At 68.7% G+C, this 17661-nt stretch carries 14 protein-coding genes and 1 pseudogene; all 15 read right to left on the minus strand.

Annotated features, from left to right (window positions below; genetic code table 11):
• Positions 1-1338 (minus strand): conjugal transfer protein TraG N-terminal domain-containing protein (locus tag ON38_RS16000; protein WP_245564061.1); only part of this gene is annotated, 1338 nt, incomplete at its 3' end.
• Positions 1339-1343: 5 nt separating this feature from the next.
• On the minus strand, positions 1344-2150 hold the full coding sequence (locus ON38_RS16005) for a DUF8175 domain-containg protein (RefSeq protein ID WP_039825606.1): 807 nt from the start codon (positions 2148-2150) through the stop codon (positions 1344-1346).
• Entirely contained in the window at positions 2147-2797 is a 651-nt protein-coding gene (locus ON38_RS16010; protein ID WP_245564062.1) for a DUF8175 domain-containg protein, read from the minus strand. Before ON38_RS16010 ends, ON38_RS16005 begins: the two co-directional genes overlap by 4 nt.
• A 31-nt stretch (positions 2798-2828) precedes the next feature.
• The gene (locus tag ON38_RS16015) at positions 2829-3056 is read right to left on the minus strand and encodes a hypothetical protein (RefSeq protein WP_245564063.1); all 228 of its coding nucleotides are present in this window, start codon (positions 3054-3056) and stop codon (positions 2829-2831) included.
• A 49-nt stretch (positions 3057-3105) separates the two neighbouring features.
• Positions 3106-3405, minus strand: coding sequence for a hypothetical protein (locus tag ON38_RS16020; protein ID WP_039825607.1), 300 nt, complete (start codon positions 3403-3405; stop codon positions 3106-3108).
• 96 nt (positions 3406-3501) lie between these two features.
• The gene (locus ON38_RS16025) at positions 3502-4155 is read right to left on the minus strand and encodes a hypothetical protein (RefSeq protein ID WP_245564064.1); all 654 of its coding nucleotides are present in this window, start codon (positions 4153-4155) and stop codon (positions 3502-3504) included.
• A 202-nt stretch (positions 4156-4357) separates the two neighbouring features.
• The gene (locus ON38_RS16030; protein ID WP_039825609.1) at positions 4358-5227 is read right to left on the minus strand and encodes a MinD/ParA family ATP-binding protein; all 870 of its coding nucleotides are present in this window, start codon (positions 5225-5227) and stop codon (positions 4358-4360) included.
• Positions 5228-5241: 14 nt separating this feature from the next.
• On the minus strand, positions 5242-6174 hold the full coding sequence (locus ON38_RS34200; RefSeq protein WP_051164855.1) for a DUF8176 domain-containing protein: 933 nt from the start codon (positions 6172-6174) through the stop codon (positions 5242-5244).
• A gap of 57 nt (positions 6175-6231) precedes the next feature.
• Positions 6232-7878 (minus strand): cutinase family protein, encoded by a 1647-nt coding sequence (locus ON38_RS16040; RefSeq protein ID WP_039825610.1) that lies wholly within the window; start codon positions 7876-7878, stop codon positions 6232-6234.
• Between the two features lie 438 nt (positions 7879-8316).
• Positions 8317-10709, minus strand: a pseudogene (locus tag ON38_RS16045) (RelA/SpoT family protein).
• A 176-nt stretch (positions 10710-10885) separates the two neighbouring features.
• Positions 10886-12463: an ABC-F family ATP-binding cassette domain-containing protein gene (locus tag ON38_RS16050; protein WP_039825611.1), complete on the minus strand. Its 1578-nt coding sequence runs from the start codon at positions 12461-12463 to the stop codon at positions 10886-10888.
• Between the two features lie 269 nt (positions 12464-12732).
• Complete coding sequence (locus ON38_RS16055) at positions 12733-13305, minus strand: adenine phosphoribosyltransferase (RefSeq protein ID WP_051164858.1); 573 nt, start codon at positions 13303-13305, stop codon at positions 12733-12735.
• A gap of 30 nt (positions 13306-13335) precedes the next feature.
• Positions 13336-15021: an ABC transporter substrate-binding protein gene (locus tag ON38_RS16060; protein ID WP_039825612.1), complete on the minus strand. Its 1686-nt coding sequence runs from the start codon at positions 15019-15021 to the stop codon at positions 13336-13338.
• An 18-nt stretch (positions 15022-15039) separates the two neighbouring features.
• Positions 15040-16248 (minus strand): protein translocase subunit SecF, encoded by a 1209-nt coding sequence (gene secF, locus ON38_RS16065; RefSeq protein WP_083872720.1) that lies wholly within the window; start codon positions 16246-16248, stop codon positions 15040-15042.
• 2 nt (positions 16249-16250) lie between these two features.
• A partial coding sequence (gene secD, locus ON38_RS16070; RefSeq protein WP_051164856.1) for a protein translocase subunit SecD occupies positions 16251-17661 on the minus strand: 1411 nt, incomplete at its 5' end.

Here is a 17661-nt window from a genome sequence, read left to right on the forward strand (position 1 = left end):
CCGCGGTGGCGGCATCGGGCGCGGCGCGCCACCACCGCGACCGCCGGGTGGCGGCGGACCGGCCGCACCGCCCACGTAACCGGCGCGACCGGGCGCCGCGGCACCCTTCGCTCCGACCGCCTTGGTACCCATGGCGCCCAGACCGGCTGCCGCGATGAGGGTTCCACCGGTCGCGGTGAGACCCGATCCGCCGCTGCCGACAATGGCGACCGCCGGCGTGACCAGCCGCATCAGCGCGGGCAGGACGAACGCGACACTGCACAGCAGCACAATGGCCACCAGCATGCGCTGGGCTTCCTCGGCTTCGGGCAGCCCGCCCGCCGGGGTCATCTCGTCCGCATGCCCGGCGGTGGTGAACGCGATCATATAGACGATCGCCGCCACCGGTTTCCACAGCATGAAGGCGATGATCCAGCCGACCAGTTTCTGATAGGACTGCTTACCGGTACTCATCCCGGAGGCGGCGGCCGCCAGCGGCAGCACCCCGGCCGCGATCACCAGCAGGCCCTGCCGGACGATGGCCAGCACGATCTGGGCCAGCGCACCGAGCAGTCCGACGATCGCGATGATGAGGACCAGCCCGGGTGAGAAGGCTTGCAGCTTACTGGTTTTCACCATGAGCTCGGCCATATTGCGCGCGTTGCCGTCGGTGGAATCCTGGATGATCCACTCCGCGAAGCGGTCCGAGGCCACCGTGCCGGCCACGATGACCGCGCCCAGCATCCAGGAACTGAAGACCACCCGGGTGAACATCCGGAACGATTCGGCCGCCTCCTGCATCGCACCGCCGCGTCTGGCCTCGGCCAATCTGAGGCCGGTGATGATGATGGAGGCCATCAGCAGCAGTATCTGCACCTGATACGTGTAGTCGTTGATCTTGGTGAACAGTGAACCGGAATCGCTGGCCACCTCGTTGGGCACCTTCATCCAGAAGGTCAGCGCCAGGATGATGGCCTCGCCCAGACCGTTCATCAGCGAATCGACCACTTTGCCGAACGTCGAATCCCAGGCCTTGTCCTTGACCGCGGTGGCCGCTTCCCCGGGATGGGTCGCGGCATTGCCCGCCTTGCACACCGCCGAGGCGGCGTCGCCGAGCGAGATACCCGGAATGCCGAGGTCGTCGAGAGCGTCGTGTATCTCGTTACAGGTTTCGTCGAATCCGTAGTTCTGACCGTAGGCCACCACCGGCGTCGCCATCGACACGGTGAAGATCACCGCGAGGATCGTGACGAGCCGTCTGGCCAGTGACACCCGGTACGAGACCGCGGGAGCACGCTCCCCGCTCCCGGAAGGGCTGTCTTCGCGCACTACCTGAGCTTTCACATTCCGTCCCAACATCGGAATCACCATCGAGTCCACCCCTCGAGCGATTCGACATACTCGGTCTGCGTGTTCGGCGAGGTGGTCGGCTTGAGCCGCCAATCCCCCGCGTCCCACACCATGATCAGTCGCAAGGTCACCCACACCGGCTTCGCGTCGAGCGCCGGAGCACGCAGCGCCAACCGCACGATCGCCATATCGTCCGCGTAGTCGTCGATCTTGAACGCGTCGGACGCGACCAGGTACCGGGTCACCGATTCGGGCTGCTGTTCGGGCAGCCGATCCGCTTCCAGGGCCTTGTCGTAGGCCGCGATCTGCTGCGCCGAAACCCGCACCTGCCGTACATAGAGATCACGGTCCGCCGGCCGGGCGTTCAGCCGATAGGTGATCTGGGCCGCTGCCAGCGCGGCGCCCTGCGGGGTGTGCGAATACCCCACGGCCAGCCCGTCCTCGATCCGGTTCGGACCGTCGGAACTCGAGAACGGCACCGACGCGCCGAACACCCGCTGCCAGCCGCGAGGGTCGGTGGTGCCCGCCGGCGCGGCGGTCAGCCAATCGGGATCCGTCGGCTTGCGCTGCGGGGACGGGTCCTGCGGAAGTACCTGCCCCGCAGGGTTGTTGGGGATATCGATGCGCCGGTTGAACACATCCACCTCCGGATCGGCAAATCCCTCGCCCACCGTGGCCGGGGGCGGCGGCGCCGAGACGGGTTCGTCGTCGCGGCCTGTCCACATGACGACGCCGACCACCACGATCAGCGCCAGTACCGCCGCCGAGGCAATGACTCCGAAGGAGACACGGTCACGCTGATAGGTCTCCTTCCCGCTCACTTCGGCGCCTCCACTTTCACAGTGTCACTGGGTAATTCGGTCACAGGGTCGATCGGTCGCGTGGTCGATTGCGGATCCGGCAGCCGTAACCTCCAATCCTGGGCGAACCACTCCACAGTCGTATGGTTCACCGCTCTCGAACTGTCCGAGTACTCGCTGTACACATCCACCGCCGCGCGCTGGTCGCTGTACTCGGTGATCCGGTACCCCAGCAGCCGCGGCGCATAGACCGGATCCGCGGGACCGCTGATGGACAGCTGCACCCGGTTCACCGCCCATTCGTCCTTCGCCGGGCCCGGAACCACTTCCCGGGCAACAATATTCGACCACTGTCCGTCGTCGGCGATCGCCAGGCGCACGGCGTGCACCATGGCGGCCACCCCGGCACCGGCGGGCGACTTCTCGAAACCCGTTGCGGCGCCATCTGTTTGAGACGTCGGACCTTGATCGCTATGCGGTAACGATACGCCCTGGAACGGCACCCAGCGCACATTCGTCGGGGGCGCCGACAGATCGGGCGGTGCCGCGGCGTCCCCGCCACCACAGCCCACGGCGCCGGCCAGCAGCAGCGCGGACAGCACATGGGCGGCCCCGAGGACATACGGCCGGCCGGACCGGCCCGAAGCCGGAATCACGGTCGAATTCATGCGCAGGTCGTTCTCCTCGCCTCGCCCCGGATCATCCGGGCAGGAACGCCAGGGCGATACCGGAGGCTCCGCTGGCCACGATCGCGCCGAGCAGGCTCATGAGCACCCCGTGCGAGGCGTCGTTCATCGCCAGATCACCCTTGAACGTCAGCCACAGCTTTCCGGCCGAAACGATCATCCACGCCAGACAGCCCATGAGAACGAACCAGAGCAGCCAGTTCAGCAACTGCATCAACGGTTCCAAAACTTCGGCCGGCATCTGCTTGTACGCAAGAACACCGGCCGCCCCGACCAGATCCATTACAACCTCACGTTCCGATGACAGCGTTCATGATCGTGCCGGCACTGGTCGCGACCACGCCGCCGATCATCGCTCCGGCCACCATCTTCGGGGACTCCAGTCCACCGCCGGTCCATTTCTCCCACGCGAACTTGCCGCCCGCGTAGATGATGCCGCAGATCCCGGACAGCAGGACGAACCAGGTGAGGTACCGCACCAGCTGCAGGATCTTCTCCGACCCGGGCGGGGCCTCGGGCGTCGGATTGCCCACCTGCGCTACAACGACGGTGTCGTAGGCCTGGTGAACGGCGAGAAGTACGGTGCTCATCGGGTGCCTTTCTCGATAGCTGAGGTGCAACATTCGGTCCGCGCGAGCGCGGGGAGCACGACACGGAATACGTGCTCGACGGCGGCGATCACGGCATCACTCCTCTACGAATCTCGATCGGCCCCGAGTGGGGGCGGCCTCCGATTCCTCCAGCGCGGCCCGGGCGGCCGCGACGATTTCCGAACCGAGTTCCCTGATCTCCAGGGGGACCTCGTCGAGTGGGTCGATCCGGCGGCGGCGCTGCGGCGAGGTCGCGACACCCGGCGTCCACACCGGCAATTTCTCCGGTTCGACCAGCGTCCACTCCTCGTACCAGGGCACCTGCCAGACCTGTCCGGCCAATGAGGCGACCACATCGCGGTAGCGCCGGATCTCCGGCGCCATCCGGCCCGGCCGCGCCGCCACCGTGATGAGACCGAGAACCTGGCTGGGCCCGGCGAACCCCGAGTGGTGCTGGCGCAGCAGATCATGCGCATGGGTCAGTCCGGCGATGGTCTCCCGCGCCACCAGCACCACGAACGGCGATTCCCGGTCGAAGACACCGGGCCAGCGCCGGCCCGAATCCGCGGCGGGTGCCAGCACATGGGCCAGCGAGCTGGCGCCGGCGCCGCCGTGGACACCCAGCAGCCACACCAGCGGCGCGCGGCCGGCGCCGGGAACAGGACGGTCCCAGACCGCGGCGCGGCGTGATTCCGGCGGCGGTACCACTCCGGCAACAGCGTGACGGTCGGGTCGGCGAGGAAGATTCATAGCAAGGGACATAATGCCTCCCCCGCAGGCGCTACCTGTAGTCCGCGGCGCCCACGGCCTCGGCGCAGGGATCGCACCGCGGCACCTCCCTCGACGGCGGCATCGCGCGCAGCCCGCGCAGGACGTGGCATCACGCGGCCGCGGATGCGCCGGCAACTGCCCACAGCGGCCGCGGCGAAGGCGGAGGGATCGTGGTGTCGCCTCATGACGCCATCCCCGCGAGCAGTCGCTCGTAGGTCTGCCGTGTCTCGTCGGCGAGTGCGATATGACGCACCAGTTCGCCGCGGGCCAGATGGGGGTCGTAGGGCACCTCGACGATATCGCGGACCCAGCCCGCCAGATGCTCTCGCAAATGGTCGGCGACCCGCGAATCGGCGCCACGCTGCTGATGGGAGATCACGATGGTGGTGTCGCCGACGATTCCGCCGCCCATGGGTTCCGACGAGTCGCCGTATTCGTCGTCGAGCCATTCGAGGGTGACACGCAGGCGATTGGCCGCGTCGACGCGCGCCGGGATGGTCAGCACCAGTGCGACATCCGCGTCGTCGAGCAGCGGCCGCAACTGCCGGCTCGCGATCGGGTTCCCGCCGTCGTAGACGCCGATGTATCCGGCCTGGTCGACCGCCCGTGCCACGGTCAGATAGCTCGCGCGGCGGCGCAGCGGCGCGGCGTCGCGCCACAGCAGGCCGATCCCGGAGGTCGCCCGGGACATACAGTCCTTCAACGGGGCAGGCTCGTCGTCACCGCGGCCGTACAGCCACTGCTGCATGCTGATCGGGTGCAGATGCTCGTCGGCGCCGCGCAGGGCCAGGTCACCACCGGCCGGGGTGGCGTCCACCGCGACCGTGGCAACACCCGCGAGGCCGAGCTCGCCTGCCAGCCCGAGCGCGGTGGTCGTGGTACCGGCGCCGCCACAGCCGCCCACCACCAGGATCGGCCGGGGCTCACCGGCCGCACGGGTCCGGGTACCACCCGGCAACCGCACCACCCGCGCCTTCCGGTCCCCGGCTGCCTCGTCCGTCACCTCGGTATCCGGTGCGGCGTCGAGCCAGCGGCTCCAATCCTCTCCCATCGCAGCACTCTCCTCTATCCGGCCGAAATACCCGTGATGAGGGTGCGGCCGTCGATCACCGCGGTGGTGACCGTTTGCCTGCTGTAGGTAGCGGGCTCGCCACCGGGCCGGAACTCGGTGACCTCGACCGTGTACCGGCCATCGGCCACGGTCACGATCCGTACGCAGTGCGCGGTGCCGGGCGCGACGCTGTCGATACCCGCCTGGATCACCTCGGCGGAGGACACCGGAGCGTCGGGCGCCACCGCGGCGCGCGCCTGGACGCCGGAACGCTGGACGTAGTAGGCGTATTGGAAGCGCAGCACGGCCTCGGGCCCCGAATTCGTCCCGCCCGGGCCCGCGCCGCGTACCACCTGTGCGGTCTGTTCGGACGGACATGCCGCGGCCCCGGTATCGGCGCCGGTACTCCCGGCGGTGAAGCGCAGACCCGTGCCGTCGTCGGGAGCCGCTCCGGGGCCGGCGGCCCCGGGTGTGCCGGGGGCCAGCAGGTACAGCACGACGGCGGCCGCGATACCGAGCAGCACCACGGCGGCGAGAAGGACTCCTGCGGTCCGACGCCGGCGGGCACCCCGATCGGCTCCGATATCGCGGAGCCGGGCCGGAGTACGGCCGATACGCGTGGGTTCGGTGAGTTCCTCGTCGTCGGCCCAGGGAAACCGCACCAGGTCCGCGTCCCGATCATCGTCGGGCGAGTCCACCCAATCCGACCAGCCGCCGGTGAACTCGGTGCGGCGACCGGACAGTTCGGCGGGCGCCGGATCGGGCCGGGCGGTCGCGCTTCCGGCCTCGGCGATGTAATCGGGGTACCGGGCCGGACCGTCGTCGTCGGCCCCGGGAACGGCCTCGCCGCCGGGCTCCGGCGCGCGGGGTGACACGTCCGTGTCGCGCGCCCCCTCCGGCTCCAGCGGACCGTACCATCGATCGAGCTTTTTGTAGGACTTCAACATTCCCCCATTCCCGTGGCGCCGGGCGCGTGATCTGGCATCATCGATCCCTCTCGGCGATCAGTTCACGGAGAACGAGTCGGTTTCGGTTGTACGGGGCGTGGTAGTGGTGGTCACCGGACCCTCCGGGGCACCATTGTTCACTCCTGTCCCAAATGGGAATTGTCCCGTACCGGAGGGAGCGGGCGCAGGCGACGCGCCGGGATCGGAACCTGAGAATCCGTTCGGAGCGGGAACTCCGCTGTCCGGCAGGCTCGGGACCTGCGGTACCGCCTTTTCCGCGACCGGCTCGTTGCCACTGCCGTGTACCGCGGCGAGATCCCGCGCGGCAGCGGCGAACCAGTCGGCGATGAAGCGGGTGGGGGCCTCACCGGTGGCCGAAATGGCCGCATTGCCATAGGCCTGGTGCCGCTGGATGGTGTCCCAGTAGCGCACCCAGGTCGTGGTGTCGAGCAGGGCGTGATTGTCGGTGATGTTGTCGACCACCGCGTCGAAAGCCTGACTCACCAGCCGGATACCGGTGGTGGGCGGCACGAGCTGCGGAATCGCACCCAGGAGTTTGACTCCCAGCATCATCAGCGCCGCCGGTGGATTCGCCAGGCCGGCGGTGGCCAGTTCCGCGATCGCCGTGGGGTTCAGCACGGTACGGACCACCGTGACCACGGCATTCAGCCCGATCATGCCCACTTTCAGCAGGGCTCGCATGGCGCCCGGAATATCCAGCGGGGTCCGCGGATCGGCGGCATCGGCCAGCCGTTCGGAGATCGACTTCTTCGGCGAGATGTTCAGTGTGGCCAGTGAGGTGCCCTGGATGTCCTCGTTGACCACCTTGGTGGCCGTTTTGATCGAGGTGAAGGCCAGTGCCTGGGCGATGGAGGTGAGCGAGGCGATCGGATCACCGCCGCTGAGCTTCATCTGCCCGACGACCCCGGCCACCGCCTTGAGGATCGGCGCGCCCTCGGGGGCATCGCAGGCGAGATCGCCCGCGGCGCAGAAACTGGCCACCCGTCCGGTGAGCGCACCGAAATTCTCGGCGGTATCCCGGTCCGGCGCGATCCCGCCGCCGGTGGCCGGTGTCTGGTTCAGTGCCGCGATATGCCCGATCTCGGTGCCCTCGGTACCGGGCGCGGGATCGGGGTTGGCCTTGCCCGGCGCACCGGGGAACAGCGGGGCGCCGGCGTTACGGGTCGGGTCACCGATCAACGCGACGGCGGCGACCTTGTCCGCGGGCAGACCGCCCTGTCCCTGACCGATCTCCTGCGCGAATACTGAGGCCACATGCGCGCCCTGGGAATACCCGACGATGGCGAAGCGGGTCTCCGGGCAGCGCTGCGCCACCGAACTCGCCATACTGCGCAGCCGGATCAGGCCACCCCGCACCGAATCCGAATACGGTGTGGCGCTACCGCCGTCGACCCCGCCGAAGCTGGATTCGTAGGGCACATAGGCACGCTCGACCAGCCCCTGCTCGGGCGCCGCGGCCATGAGCGGCCGGAAGACGGTGGACAGCATGCCGGTATCGGTCGTCGGCGCGGCGTCCGGCGAGGATTCCCCGGTGCCCTGGATCCCCAAGGCGTACAGTGCCGGACACGATGTCACCGCGAGTTCGGTCGATGGACCCGCCGGATTCGGCGGTTGAGCGTACGCGGGAGCGGCGAGTGTGCCCGCTGCCGCCGTCGCCACAGCGACGGTGAATGCGATCAGCATCCCCGAGAATCTTGTGCATCCAGCCATAGCGACCCGCAATCAGTCCTACCGCAGTTACCGAGCGCGACGAAACGCAGTAAACGGTAACAGATTCCGGCTATGACCGCTGAAGCGCCGAAGAGTTTACGCGACCCGCCAGCTCGACCCGTACGTGACGCGGCGCGCCGAAGCCCGAACGTTATATTCTTCCGGCGAACCCGGATCGGCTGCCAAGGCCCCGAAACACGGCCGCGGACACCCCTCTTCCAGTCGGAACCCAGGCCGGAATCCGCAGGAGACGCCCGCGCGGCCACCCCCGGGGGATGCACGGAATCACCGGGCCGGCACGTGCGCGCCGCTCGGCCCCGAGACAACCGCGCCGCGGCCGCACAAGCGCACAAGAAGTCCACTGCGGTCGCGCGGGCAGCCGGAAGGCCACGACCCCAGCGGGGCAGACGCTCAGGCGGCCGAGGTCACCCGGTACACGTCGTAGACGCCCTCGACATTGCGGACAACATTCAGCAAATGCCCCAGATGCTTGGGATCGCCCATCTCGAAGGTGAATTTGCTGATCGCCACCCGGTCGCCGTGGGTGGCGACCGAGGCGGACAGGATATTGACCTTCTCGTCGGCGAGCACCTTGGTGACGTCGGAGAGCAGCCGGGTGCGGTCCAGCGCCTCGATCTGGATGGCCACCAGGAACACCGAATGCGGTGACGGCGCCCACTCCACCTCGATGATGCGTTCGGACTGGGCACGCAGCGAATCGGCATTGGTGCAGTCGACCCGGTGCACGCTCACCGACCCGCCGCGGGTCACGAAACCCATGATCTCGTCGCCCGGTACGGGAGTACAGCATTTGGCCAGCTTGGCGACGGTCCCCTCGGCGCCGGGGATCAGCACACCGGCATCACCGGTGAGCCGCTGCCGCGACGGCGTGGTGGAGGGGGTGGACCGTTCGGCGAGTTCGTTCTCGACATCGCCGATCCCGCCCAGCTGGGCCATCAGGCGTTGCACCACATGATGCGCGGAGACCTGATGTTCGCCGACAGCGGTGTAGAGCGCGGAGATATCGCTGTAGTGCAGTTCGTGGGCGACGGCGGTCATGGCGTCGACGCTCATCAACCGCTGCAACGGCAGTCCGACCCGGCGGACCTCCTTGTTGATCTGTTCCTTGCCGCTCTCCAGCGCCTCTTCGCGACGCTCCTTGGCGAACCACTGCCGGATCTTGGCCTTGGCGCGCGGCGAGACCACGAATGTCTGCCAGTCCCGGCTGGGTCCGGCATTGGGCGCCTTGGAGGTGAAGACCTCGACGACCTCACCGTTCTCCAGCTGGCGTTCCAGCGCGACCAGCCGCCCGTTGACCCGGGCCCCGATGCATTTGTGCCCGACCTCGGTATGCACCGCGTAGGCGAAATCCACCGGAGTCGACTTCTGCGGCAGCGTGATCACATCGCCCTTGGGGGTGAAGACGAAGATCTCGGGCGCCTTGAGGTCGAAACGCAGCGACTCCAGGAACTCCGCCGGGTCGGCGGCCTCCCGCTGCCAGTCGAGCAGCTGCCGCATCCAGGCCATATCGTCGACCTCGGCGGCATCGCCGGAATGGCGGCCCTTGGTCTCCTTGTAGCGCCAGTGCGCGGCGATCCCGAACTCGGCGGTCCGGTGCATATCGTGGGTGCGGATCTGCACCTCGAGCGGCTTACCGTCCGGACCGACCACCGTGGTGTGCAGCGACTGGTACACGCCATAGCGGGGCTGGGCGATGTAATCCTTGAACCGCCCGGCCATGGGTTGCCACAGCGAATGCACCACACCGACGGCGGCGTAGCAGTCGCGCACCTCGTCGCACAGGATCCGGATACCCACCAGGTCTGGATATCGTCGAAATCCTTCCCCTTCACGATCATCTTCTGATAGATCGACCAGTAGTGCTTGGGCCGCCCCTCGACAGTGGCGGGGATCCGGGACGCCGCGAGGGTGTTGACGATCTCCGCGCGCACCTTCGCGAGATAGGTGTCACGTGACGGCGCACGGTCGGCGACCAGGCGGACGATCTCGTCGTATTTCTTGGGATGCAGGATCGCGAACGCGAGGTCCTCCAGTTCCCATTTGACGGTGGCCATACCCAGCCGGTGCGCCAGCGGCGCGATCACCTCGAGGGTTTCGCGTGCCTTCTTGGCCTGCTTCTCCGGGGGCAGGAACCGCATGGTCCGCATATTGTGCAACCGGTCGGCTACCTTGATCACCAGGACACGCGGGTCGCGGGCCATCGCGATGATCATCTTGCGGATGGTCTCGGCCTCCGCCGCGGCACCCAGGTTCACCTTGTCCAGCTTGGTGACACCGTCGACGAGATGGGCCACCTCGGAGCCGAAATCCGCGGTCAGCTGTTCGAGCGAGTACCCGGTGTCCTCGACGGTGTCGTGCAGCAGGGCCGCGACCAGGGTGGTGGTGTCCATGCCCAGCTCGGCCAGGATGTTCGCCACCGCCAGCGGGTGGGTGATGTACGGGTCACCGGATTTGCGGAACTGGGTCGCGTGCCGCTCGTCGGCCACATCGAAGGCCCGTTGCAGCTGGGTGAGATTGGCCTTCGGGTACAGCTCGCGGTGCACCGTGGCCAGTGGCTCGAGCACCGGTTTGACCGCCGGGATCCCGCGCTGACCGGTCATTCGCCGGGCCAGCCGGGCGCGTACCCGGCGGGAGGCCGAACTCGGTACCGCGCCGGAGGATCGGACACCGTCGGAATCGGGCGCGGTCTCCGGGCGCGGACCGGCAGGGGCGGGGGTGGCGGCACCGTTCGACTGCGAACCGGACGTCTGACCGACATTCGCCTCGCCCAGATGCTGAGTCATGCCACCACCTCTCCGTGCCGCGGCAGATCACCGCAACGTTCCAGACCACCAACTTTAACCCCCGCAGCACCGTGGGAAACCCCCGCCGCAACACCATCGACATGGATCCATATCCCCGCGCTCCGGGTAGAACGCCCGATCGCGCCCCGGCGTTCCCCCGGCGGCGCGGTCCGGGCTCATTCCACCAGACCCGCCGGGGTCAGTTCCAGCCGCCGGGTGACCCCGATCTCGTCCAGGAACCGCTGATCATGACTCACCACCAGCAACGCGCCCCGATACGCGGCGAGCGCCTGGGTGAGATGGCCGAGGCTCACCAGGTCGAGATTGTTGGTGGGTTCGTCCAGCATCAGCAGGCCGGGCGCCGGTTCGGCGAGCAGCAGTACGGCCAGCGCGGCCCGCAACCGCTCGCCGCCGGACAGGGCGGCGGCCGGCACATCGGCGGCGGTGCCACGGAACAGGAAACGGGCGAGCTGGGCACGGATCCGTTCCGGCGCCGCGTGCGGGGCAGCACCGGCGACATTGTCGTACACGGTCCGGTCCTCGTCGAAGATATCCAGACGCTGCGGAAGCAGCCGCCAGGGCACCCGCGGCGGCTCCGTGGCGATCCGGCGCAGCAGCGTGGTCTTCCCCACGCCGTTGCCGCCGGTGATCGCCAATCGCTCCGGCCCGCGCACGGCGAGCGACACCACCGGCCCATGGGCCAGTTCCACGCCGTCCAGGTCCAGGACCTCCTGTCCGGGATGCAGGCGGGTCGCGGGTAGCTCGACGCGGATCTCGCGATCGTCGCGCAGCAGCTCCTGGGCCCGGTCCAGCCGGTCCGCGGCGTCCTCCACTTTCTCCAGATGGTTGTTGCGCAGTTTGCCCGCCGCGACCTGGGCCTGCCGTTTGCGCTGGCCCATGATGATCTTCGGTTCGCGTTTGTTGTCGAACATCTTCTGCCCGTACCGCAGCCGCCGGTCGAGCTTGATCCGCGCCTGAACCAGTTCCCGCGACTGCTTGCGCACTTCGCTGCGGGCATCCCGGATCGCCGCCCGGGCCGCCTCCTGTTCCTGTGCAATCGCGTGCTCGTAGTCGCTGTAATTGCCGCCGAACAACCGCAGCGCGCCGCCGCGGAGCTCGGCGATGGTGTCCATCCGCTCCAGCAGATCCCGATCGTGGCTCACCACCACGACGGTGCCGCCGAACTGCGCGACGACATCGTAGAGGCGGGCGCGGGCGGCCCGATCGAGATTGTTGGTGGGTTCGTCGAGCAGGAGCGCATCCGGTTCGGTCAGCAGTTGCGCGCCCAGGCCGAGCAGTACGGTCTCGCCCCCGGACAGCGTGGCCAGGCGACGGTCCAGCTGCTGGACACCGTCGGCCAGGTAACCGAGGCAGAGCCGACCGAGCGTCGCCACCGCGCGCTCTTCGATATCCCACTGCGCCCCGACCACCTCGAAATCGGCGTCGGAGCCGTGACCGGACTCGATTCGGTGCAGAGCGTGCCGGATCCCGGCGATACCGAGCACCTCGTCGACGCGCCGGCCCGCCGCGAGCCCGAGATCCTGGCGCAGATATCCCAGCGTGCCGGTCACTGTGATCGACCCGCGAGCGGGCGGCAGGTCGCGCGCCACCAGCCGCAGAAGTGTGGATTTCCCGGCGCCGTTGGATCCCACGAGCCCGATATGGCCGGCGGTGAACACCGCGTCGAGCCCATCGAACACCGGAGTTCCGTCCGGCCAGGCGAAGGAGAGATCGGAAAGAGAAATATCGGCCATGGCTGCCCCTGGAGGTATCGATACAGAAGCGACGCGCGAAAGCGGGCCGCACGAGCGACAACCTCATGAGAGCAACGGCAGCTCCGATCCTCGGGAACAAGACTCCGGCGACAATACGCTCCGGCCCCGGCGAGCGCCAGCACATTGCGCGCCAGGTCACATACCGGACCGGCGGGTGCGGCAGTCGAATCCGATCCCGGCGACTACCGGCCGGAGCAGCGACGTGTCGGGTACTCCGGGAATATCCGCGGCGACCGCGAGCCGACCGGCTACACCGTGACGATCGAGGTGACCGGGTAGTCGCCCTGCCGGGACCGGCCGCCCAGCGCCTCGAGTTCCAGCACGACCGCGGCCGCCACCACCTCGGCCCCCGCGTCGGCGAACAGCTCGGCGGCCGCGGCCAGTGTGCCGCCGGTCGCCAGAACATCGTCGAGCAGCAGGACCCGGCGGCCCGCCAGTGCCACGCCGGTGGCGGGGATCTCCAGCGCCGCCGTCCCGTATTCGAGTTCGTACTCGCGGGTGATCACCGGCGGGGGGAGTTTGCCGCGCTTACGGACGGCCAGCACACCGGTGCCCAGCGTGGTGGCGACTCCGGCGCCGATGAGGAACCCCCGGGCATCGACTCCGGCCACCAGATCGGCATCGGGCACCAGTGCGGCCAGGCAGTCGACCACCGTGCGGAAGCCCTCGGGATCGGCGAAAACCGGGGTGAGATCGGCGAATCGGACCCCCGGCTCCGGGAAGTCGTCGGCCCAGCGGGTGTATCTACGCACCAGCGCGGCGGCCTGACCGGATCGCCCGGCCACCACATCCGCGGGTTCGACCGCCGCATGCTTGCTCATCGACACCTCCATCGTCGGCCACCGCGCAGCTCAGCGCTGCAGGACCCACTTGTCCATATTCCAGCCGGATCCGGCCCGGGTGGGGCCCGCGACAGCGTTCTGCAGCCCACCGCCGAAGGCGATGGTGCGCGGGGTCGCGAACAACGGAACGCTCGGCAGCTGCGCCCACAGCAGGTTCTCCGCCTCGGTGAGCAGATTCAGCTGATCTGTCGAATTGTCGTCGGCCGCAAGCTGATCCGTGATCGCATCGTAGCGGCCGTTACGGAACCCACCGGCATTGAGGCCACTGCCACTGCGCAGTCCGCTCATGGCGACGACGCCGTCGAGCGAACCGGCCGGACCGGGCAGTCCGCCGGGACCGCCGAGTACCGCGTCCACCGCGCCGGCGGCCAGTTGCGCCGTCCCGAAGTCCGGAGTGCCGGCGTCCTCCACCGTGATCCCGGCCGGCCGGCAGGCGTCGGCGATCATCGACACGGTCCGCGCCCGGCGGGCATCCGGGGCCAGATAGCCGACACGGACGGTGAGCTGTTTCTTCCCGCTCGCGGCGAGTGCGGACTTCGCCCCGGCCACATCGCCACCGGCGAACGGATCGGCGGCGCCGGTCACCGCCGGGTAGAACGGCGAATCCGGCTGTACCGTACGCGAATCCGCGACACCCGAGCCCAGCCCGGTCTCCGGCGCCTCCGTGACCCGGCCGAGCTGATCGAACAGCGCCTGACGGGGCACGCACAGCGCGAAAGCGCGCCGCGCGGCATCGGATTCGAAGACTCCGCCGGTACCGAGCACCAGCTGCTCGACGCCGCGGCTGGGCTGCTGTTCGACGGCGAACGCGTCCAGATTCAGGTCCGGCAGCGAGCCCGTGCCGATATCGACCACCGCGACCGAACCGTCCCCGATATGGGCGGCGAGGTCGGCCGGTTTCGGGTACACCACGATCCGGCCCGTGGCGGGGGCATCGCCCCACCAGCGTTCGTTTGCCACCAGGACCAGTCCGTCCTCGAGATCGAACGATTCGATTCGATACGGGCCGGAGGACGGGAACACGGTGACATCGAGATCGCCGGGCGCGAGATTCCAGCCGGTGTTCCAGAACTGGGCGAGCCGGTCCAGGGCGGGCCGGTCGTCGTTCTGGACGGCGGCGACGATATCGGGCACATTCGCCGCCTGGGTCGCCACGTGCGCGGGCATCAGTTCACCGGCGCCGAACAGGGTGCGCCAGGGCGAGTAGCGACGGCCCGGCCGGAACACTACGGTGCCGTCCTTGGATCCGGGCTGGCATTCCACCCGCTCGATATCCTCGTAGCCGGCCGTGCTCGCCGAATCGAACCCGGGGAACCGGCCACTGCGAGCGGCCCAGGTGAACACCAGGTCGTCGCACGAGGTGGGGACACCGTCGGAGTAGACGCCCGCGGGGTTCAGCCGGTACTGGATGGTCTGCGCTTCCCCGGGCACTTCTTTCGCGGTCCCGGTATCGGTATCGGCGATCGGCTGCCCGTCGGGACCGGTGTAGAAGAAGCCGGTGAGCACCCGGCCGAACACTGCCTGGGCCGCGGCCGCGCCGGCGGTGGTCCCGCCGTTGTAGCTGGTGACGGTGGTGTCGACGGCGTAGCCGATCGACGGCACCTTGTCCTTGCCGGAACATCCGGCCGCCAGTCCGGCCGCCGCGGCCGTGGCCGCGAGCAGCGCGATGGTCCGGCGCAGAGATGAGTGTCGCATCGAACTACTCCTCGTCTGTCAGTGCCGCCTCTGTCGTTTTCCGGTGGGGCGGGCGCCGGGCGGAGGCCCGCCGGGCCCGGTCCCGCGTGGGGTGCGCTCGTTCGGATCGCCGGGGGCGTTCGCGGGACGCCGGACGGGAGCCGCCGCGGCCCGCTCGGCACCGGGAACGGGCCGTCCGCTCGCCTGCGCGGCGCGGCGCGCGTGCACCTTCTTCGTATGCGCCGCCACCGGGCCCCAGCGCTCCTTGATGGACACCAGCAGCGGAGTCGCGAAGAAGATCGACGAATAGGCGCCGACCAGGGTGCCGACGAGCTGCACCAGCGCCAGGTCCTGCAGCGTGCCCACACCCAGCATCCACACCGCGATCACCATCAGGCCGATGATGGGCAGTGCGCCGATGAGGGTGGTGTTGATGGAACGCATCAGGGTCTGGTTGATGGCCAGGTTCGCCTGCTCCCCGTAGGTGCGCCGGCTCGTGTGCAGCACGCCGCGGGTGTTCTCCTCCACCTTGTCGAAGACGACGACAGAGTCGTAGAGCGAGAAACCGAGGATGGTGAGCATGCCGATCACCATCGCGGGGGTCACCTCGAAACCGACCAGCGAGTAGACCCCGGCCGTGACCAGCAGGTCGAAGACCAGGGCGGCCAGCGCCGCCAGGGCCATATCGCGTTCATAGCGGATAGCGATGTAGACGCTGACCAGGACCAGGAACACCGCCAGCGCGATCAGCGCCTGCCGGGTGATCTGCCCACCCCAGGTCTCGCTCACATCGGAGGCGCTGATGGCGTTGCGACTGGGGTTGCCGGTGTCGTCGCGCGGCTGGAACTCGTCGAACAGCGCGGTCTGCAGGGCGCCGAGCTGTTGAGCGTCCAGCGTCTCCGAACGGATGAGAATGGTTTTGCCGTCGCCGGTGCCCACGGTCTGCACCGATTCGGGCGGCGAACCGATGGTGTCGCTGTAGACCGTCTCCACCTGTTCGGTGGTGACGTCACCGGCCGGCAGCTGGATCCGGGAGCCACCGACGAAATCGATACCGAAGGTGAAACCGCGCACCGCCATGCTGACCAGGCAGACCAGCACGATCCCGGCCGTGATCAGATACCAGCGGCGGCGGTTGCCGACCACGTCGAGTACACCGGTGCCGGTGTAGAGGCGGTTCAACCAGCTGTGCCGGGCGCCGGAGGGGCGCGGCGCGGAGGGTTTGTCCATCGTCACGGGGCTGTTCATCGTCACGCCTTCCCGACCGCGGCCTCGGCCGCCTTGCGTTCCCGGGCGAGCTCCTGCATCGCGCCGAGCCCGTTCACCGACGGTTTGGCCCAGAAGGCGGACCGGGACGCCAGATGGACGAGCGGGGCGGTGACCAGGACCACGACCACCACATCGAGGATGGTGGTCAACCCGAGCGTGAACGCGAAGCCGCGCACCTGCCCGACCGCCAGGACATACAACACCGCGGCGGCGATGAAGCTGACCGCGTTACCGGACAGAATGGTCTTGCGGGCGCGCTGCCAGCCGCGCGGTACCGCGGAACGGAAACTTCGTCCCTCCCGCATCTCGTCCTTGATCCGCTCGAAGAACACGACGAACGAGTCGGCGGTCATACCGATACCGATGATCAGACCGGCGATACCGGCCAGGTCCAGCGTGAACCCGATCCAGCGGCCGAGCAGGACCATGATCCCGTACACCGCGAAACCCGAGCCGACCAGCGACAACGCCGTGAGAAACCCGAGCATGCGGTAATAGACAAGGCAATAGACGAGTACCGCGACCAGGCCGACCGCCCCCGCGAGCAGACCTGCCTTCAGCGAGGACAGCCCTAGTGTCGCCGAGACCGTCTCGGCCTCGGAGGTCTGGAAGGACAGTGGCAGCGAACCGTACTTGAGGGTGTTGGCCAGTTCCTTGGCGCTGGCGGCGTTGAAGTCGCCGGAGATCGAGGTGCGTCCGCCCAGCTGGGGGCCCTGCTGGACCACCGGGGCGCTGACCACCTCGGAATCGAGGACGAAGGCGACCCGCTGCTGCACGTACTCACCGGTGAGCGAGGCCCAGGCATCGCTACCGCTGCCCTTGAACTCGAGGTTGACCTCATGGCGCGCCTGCTCGGTGTTCAGACCGGAGGTGGCGTTGGCGATCTCCTGCCCGTCGATCCGGCTCTTGTCGAGCAGGAACACCTCTTTACCGTCGGTGGAGCAGGTGACCAGCGGCAGGTTCGGATCGTCGTTACCGGCGAGCGGATCGGAGGCGGTGCAGTCCATCGACGCCATGGCCAGCTGCTGGGTTGTGGGATCGGTGCTCTGCCGGATGGCCTTGGCCATCTCGATCTCCTGCTGCGCCTGCTCCTGCGGGGTCAGCGAGCCGTCGGCGGGAGCGGCCGGTGGAGCGTTCGGATCCTGCGGAGCGGGGGCCGGGGTGGTCTCGGCGGGAGCCGAAGGCTCACCGGGCGCCTGGGCCGGATGGACGTCGATCTCGCTCTCCGGCAGCGGCGCCGCGGCAGGGGTCTCCTCCGCCGGCGCGGTGGCGCCGGCATCGGGAGTCGCGCCGTCGTCCTGGGCGCCGGTATCGGGGGCGGTGCCCTCGGCGCCGGTCCCGGGTGCCGAGCCCTGCTCGCCGGCGGGGGCGGGCGCGGTGGGCGCCGGAGCC

This window comes from Nocardia testacea NBRC 100365 (assembly GCF_000308775.1).
Lineage (GTDB): Bacteria > Actinomycetota > Actinomycetes > Mycobacteriales > Mycobacteriaceae > Nocardia > Nocardia testacea.

Coding starts and splice junctions, on each gene's coding strand:
- ON38_RS16010 (WP_245564062.1), bottom strand. CDS start 2,797: ATGAATTCGACCGTGATTCCGGCTTCGGGCCGGTCCGGCCGGCCGTAT.
- ON38_RS16015 (WP_245564063.1), bottom strand. CDS start 3,056: ATGCCGGCCGAAGTTTTGGAACCGTTGATGCAGTTGCTGAACTGGCTG.
- ON38_RS16020 (WP_039825607.1), bottom strand. CDS start 3,405: ATGAGCACCGTACTTCTCGCCGTTCACCAGGCCTACGACACCGTCGTT.
- ON38_RS16025 (WP_245564064.1), bottom strand. CDS start 4,155: ATGAATCTTCCTCGCCGACCCGACCGTCACGCTGTTGCCGGAGTGGTA.
- ON38_RS16030 (WP_039825609.1), bottom strand. CDS start 5,227: ATGGGAGAGGATTGGAGCCGCTGGCTCGACGCCGCACCGGATACCGAG.
- ON38_RS34200 (WP_051164855.1), bottom strand. CDS start 6,174: ATGTTGAAGTCCTACAAAAAGCTCGATCGATGGTACGGTCCGCTGGAG.
- ON38_RS16040 (WP_039825610.1), bottom strand. CDS start 7,878: ATGCTGATCGCATTCACCGTCGCTGTGGCGACGGCGGCAGCGGGCACA.
- ON38_RS16050 (WP_039825611.1), bottom strand. CDS start 12,463: ATGGCCGATATTTCTCTTTCCGATCTCTCCTTCGCCTGGCCGGACGGA.
- ON38_RS16055 (WP_051164858.1), bottom strand. CDS start 13,305: ATGAGCAAGCATGCGGCGGTCGAACCCGCGGATGTGGTGGCCGGGCGA.
- ON38_RS16060 (WP_039825612.1), bottom strand. CDS start 15,021: ATGCGACACTCATCTCTGCGCCGGACCATCGCGCTGCTCGCGGCCACG.
- secF (WP_083872720.1), bottom strand. CDS start 16,248: ATGAACAGCCCCGTGACGATGGACAAACCCTCCGCGCCGCGCCCCTCC.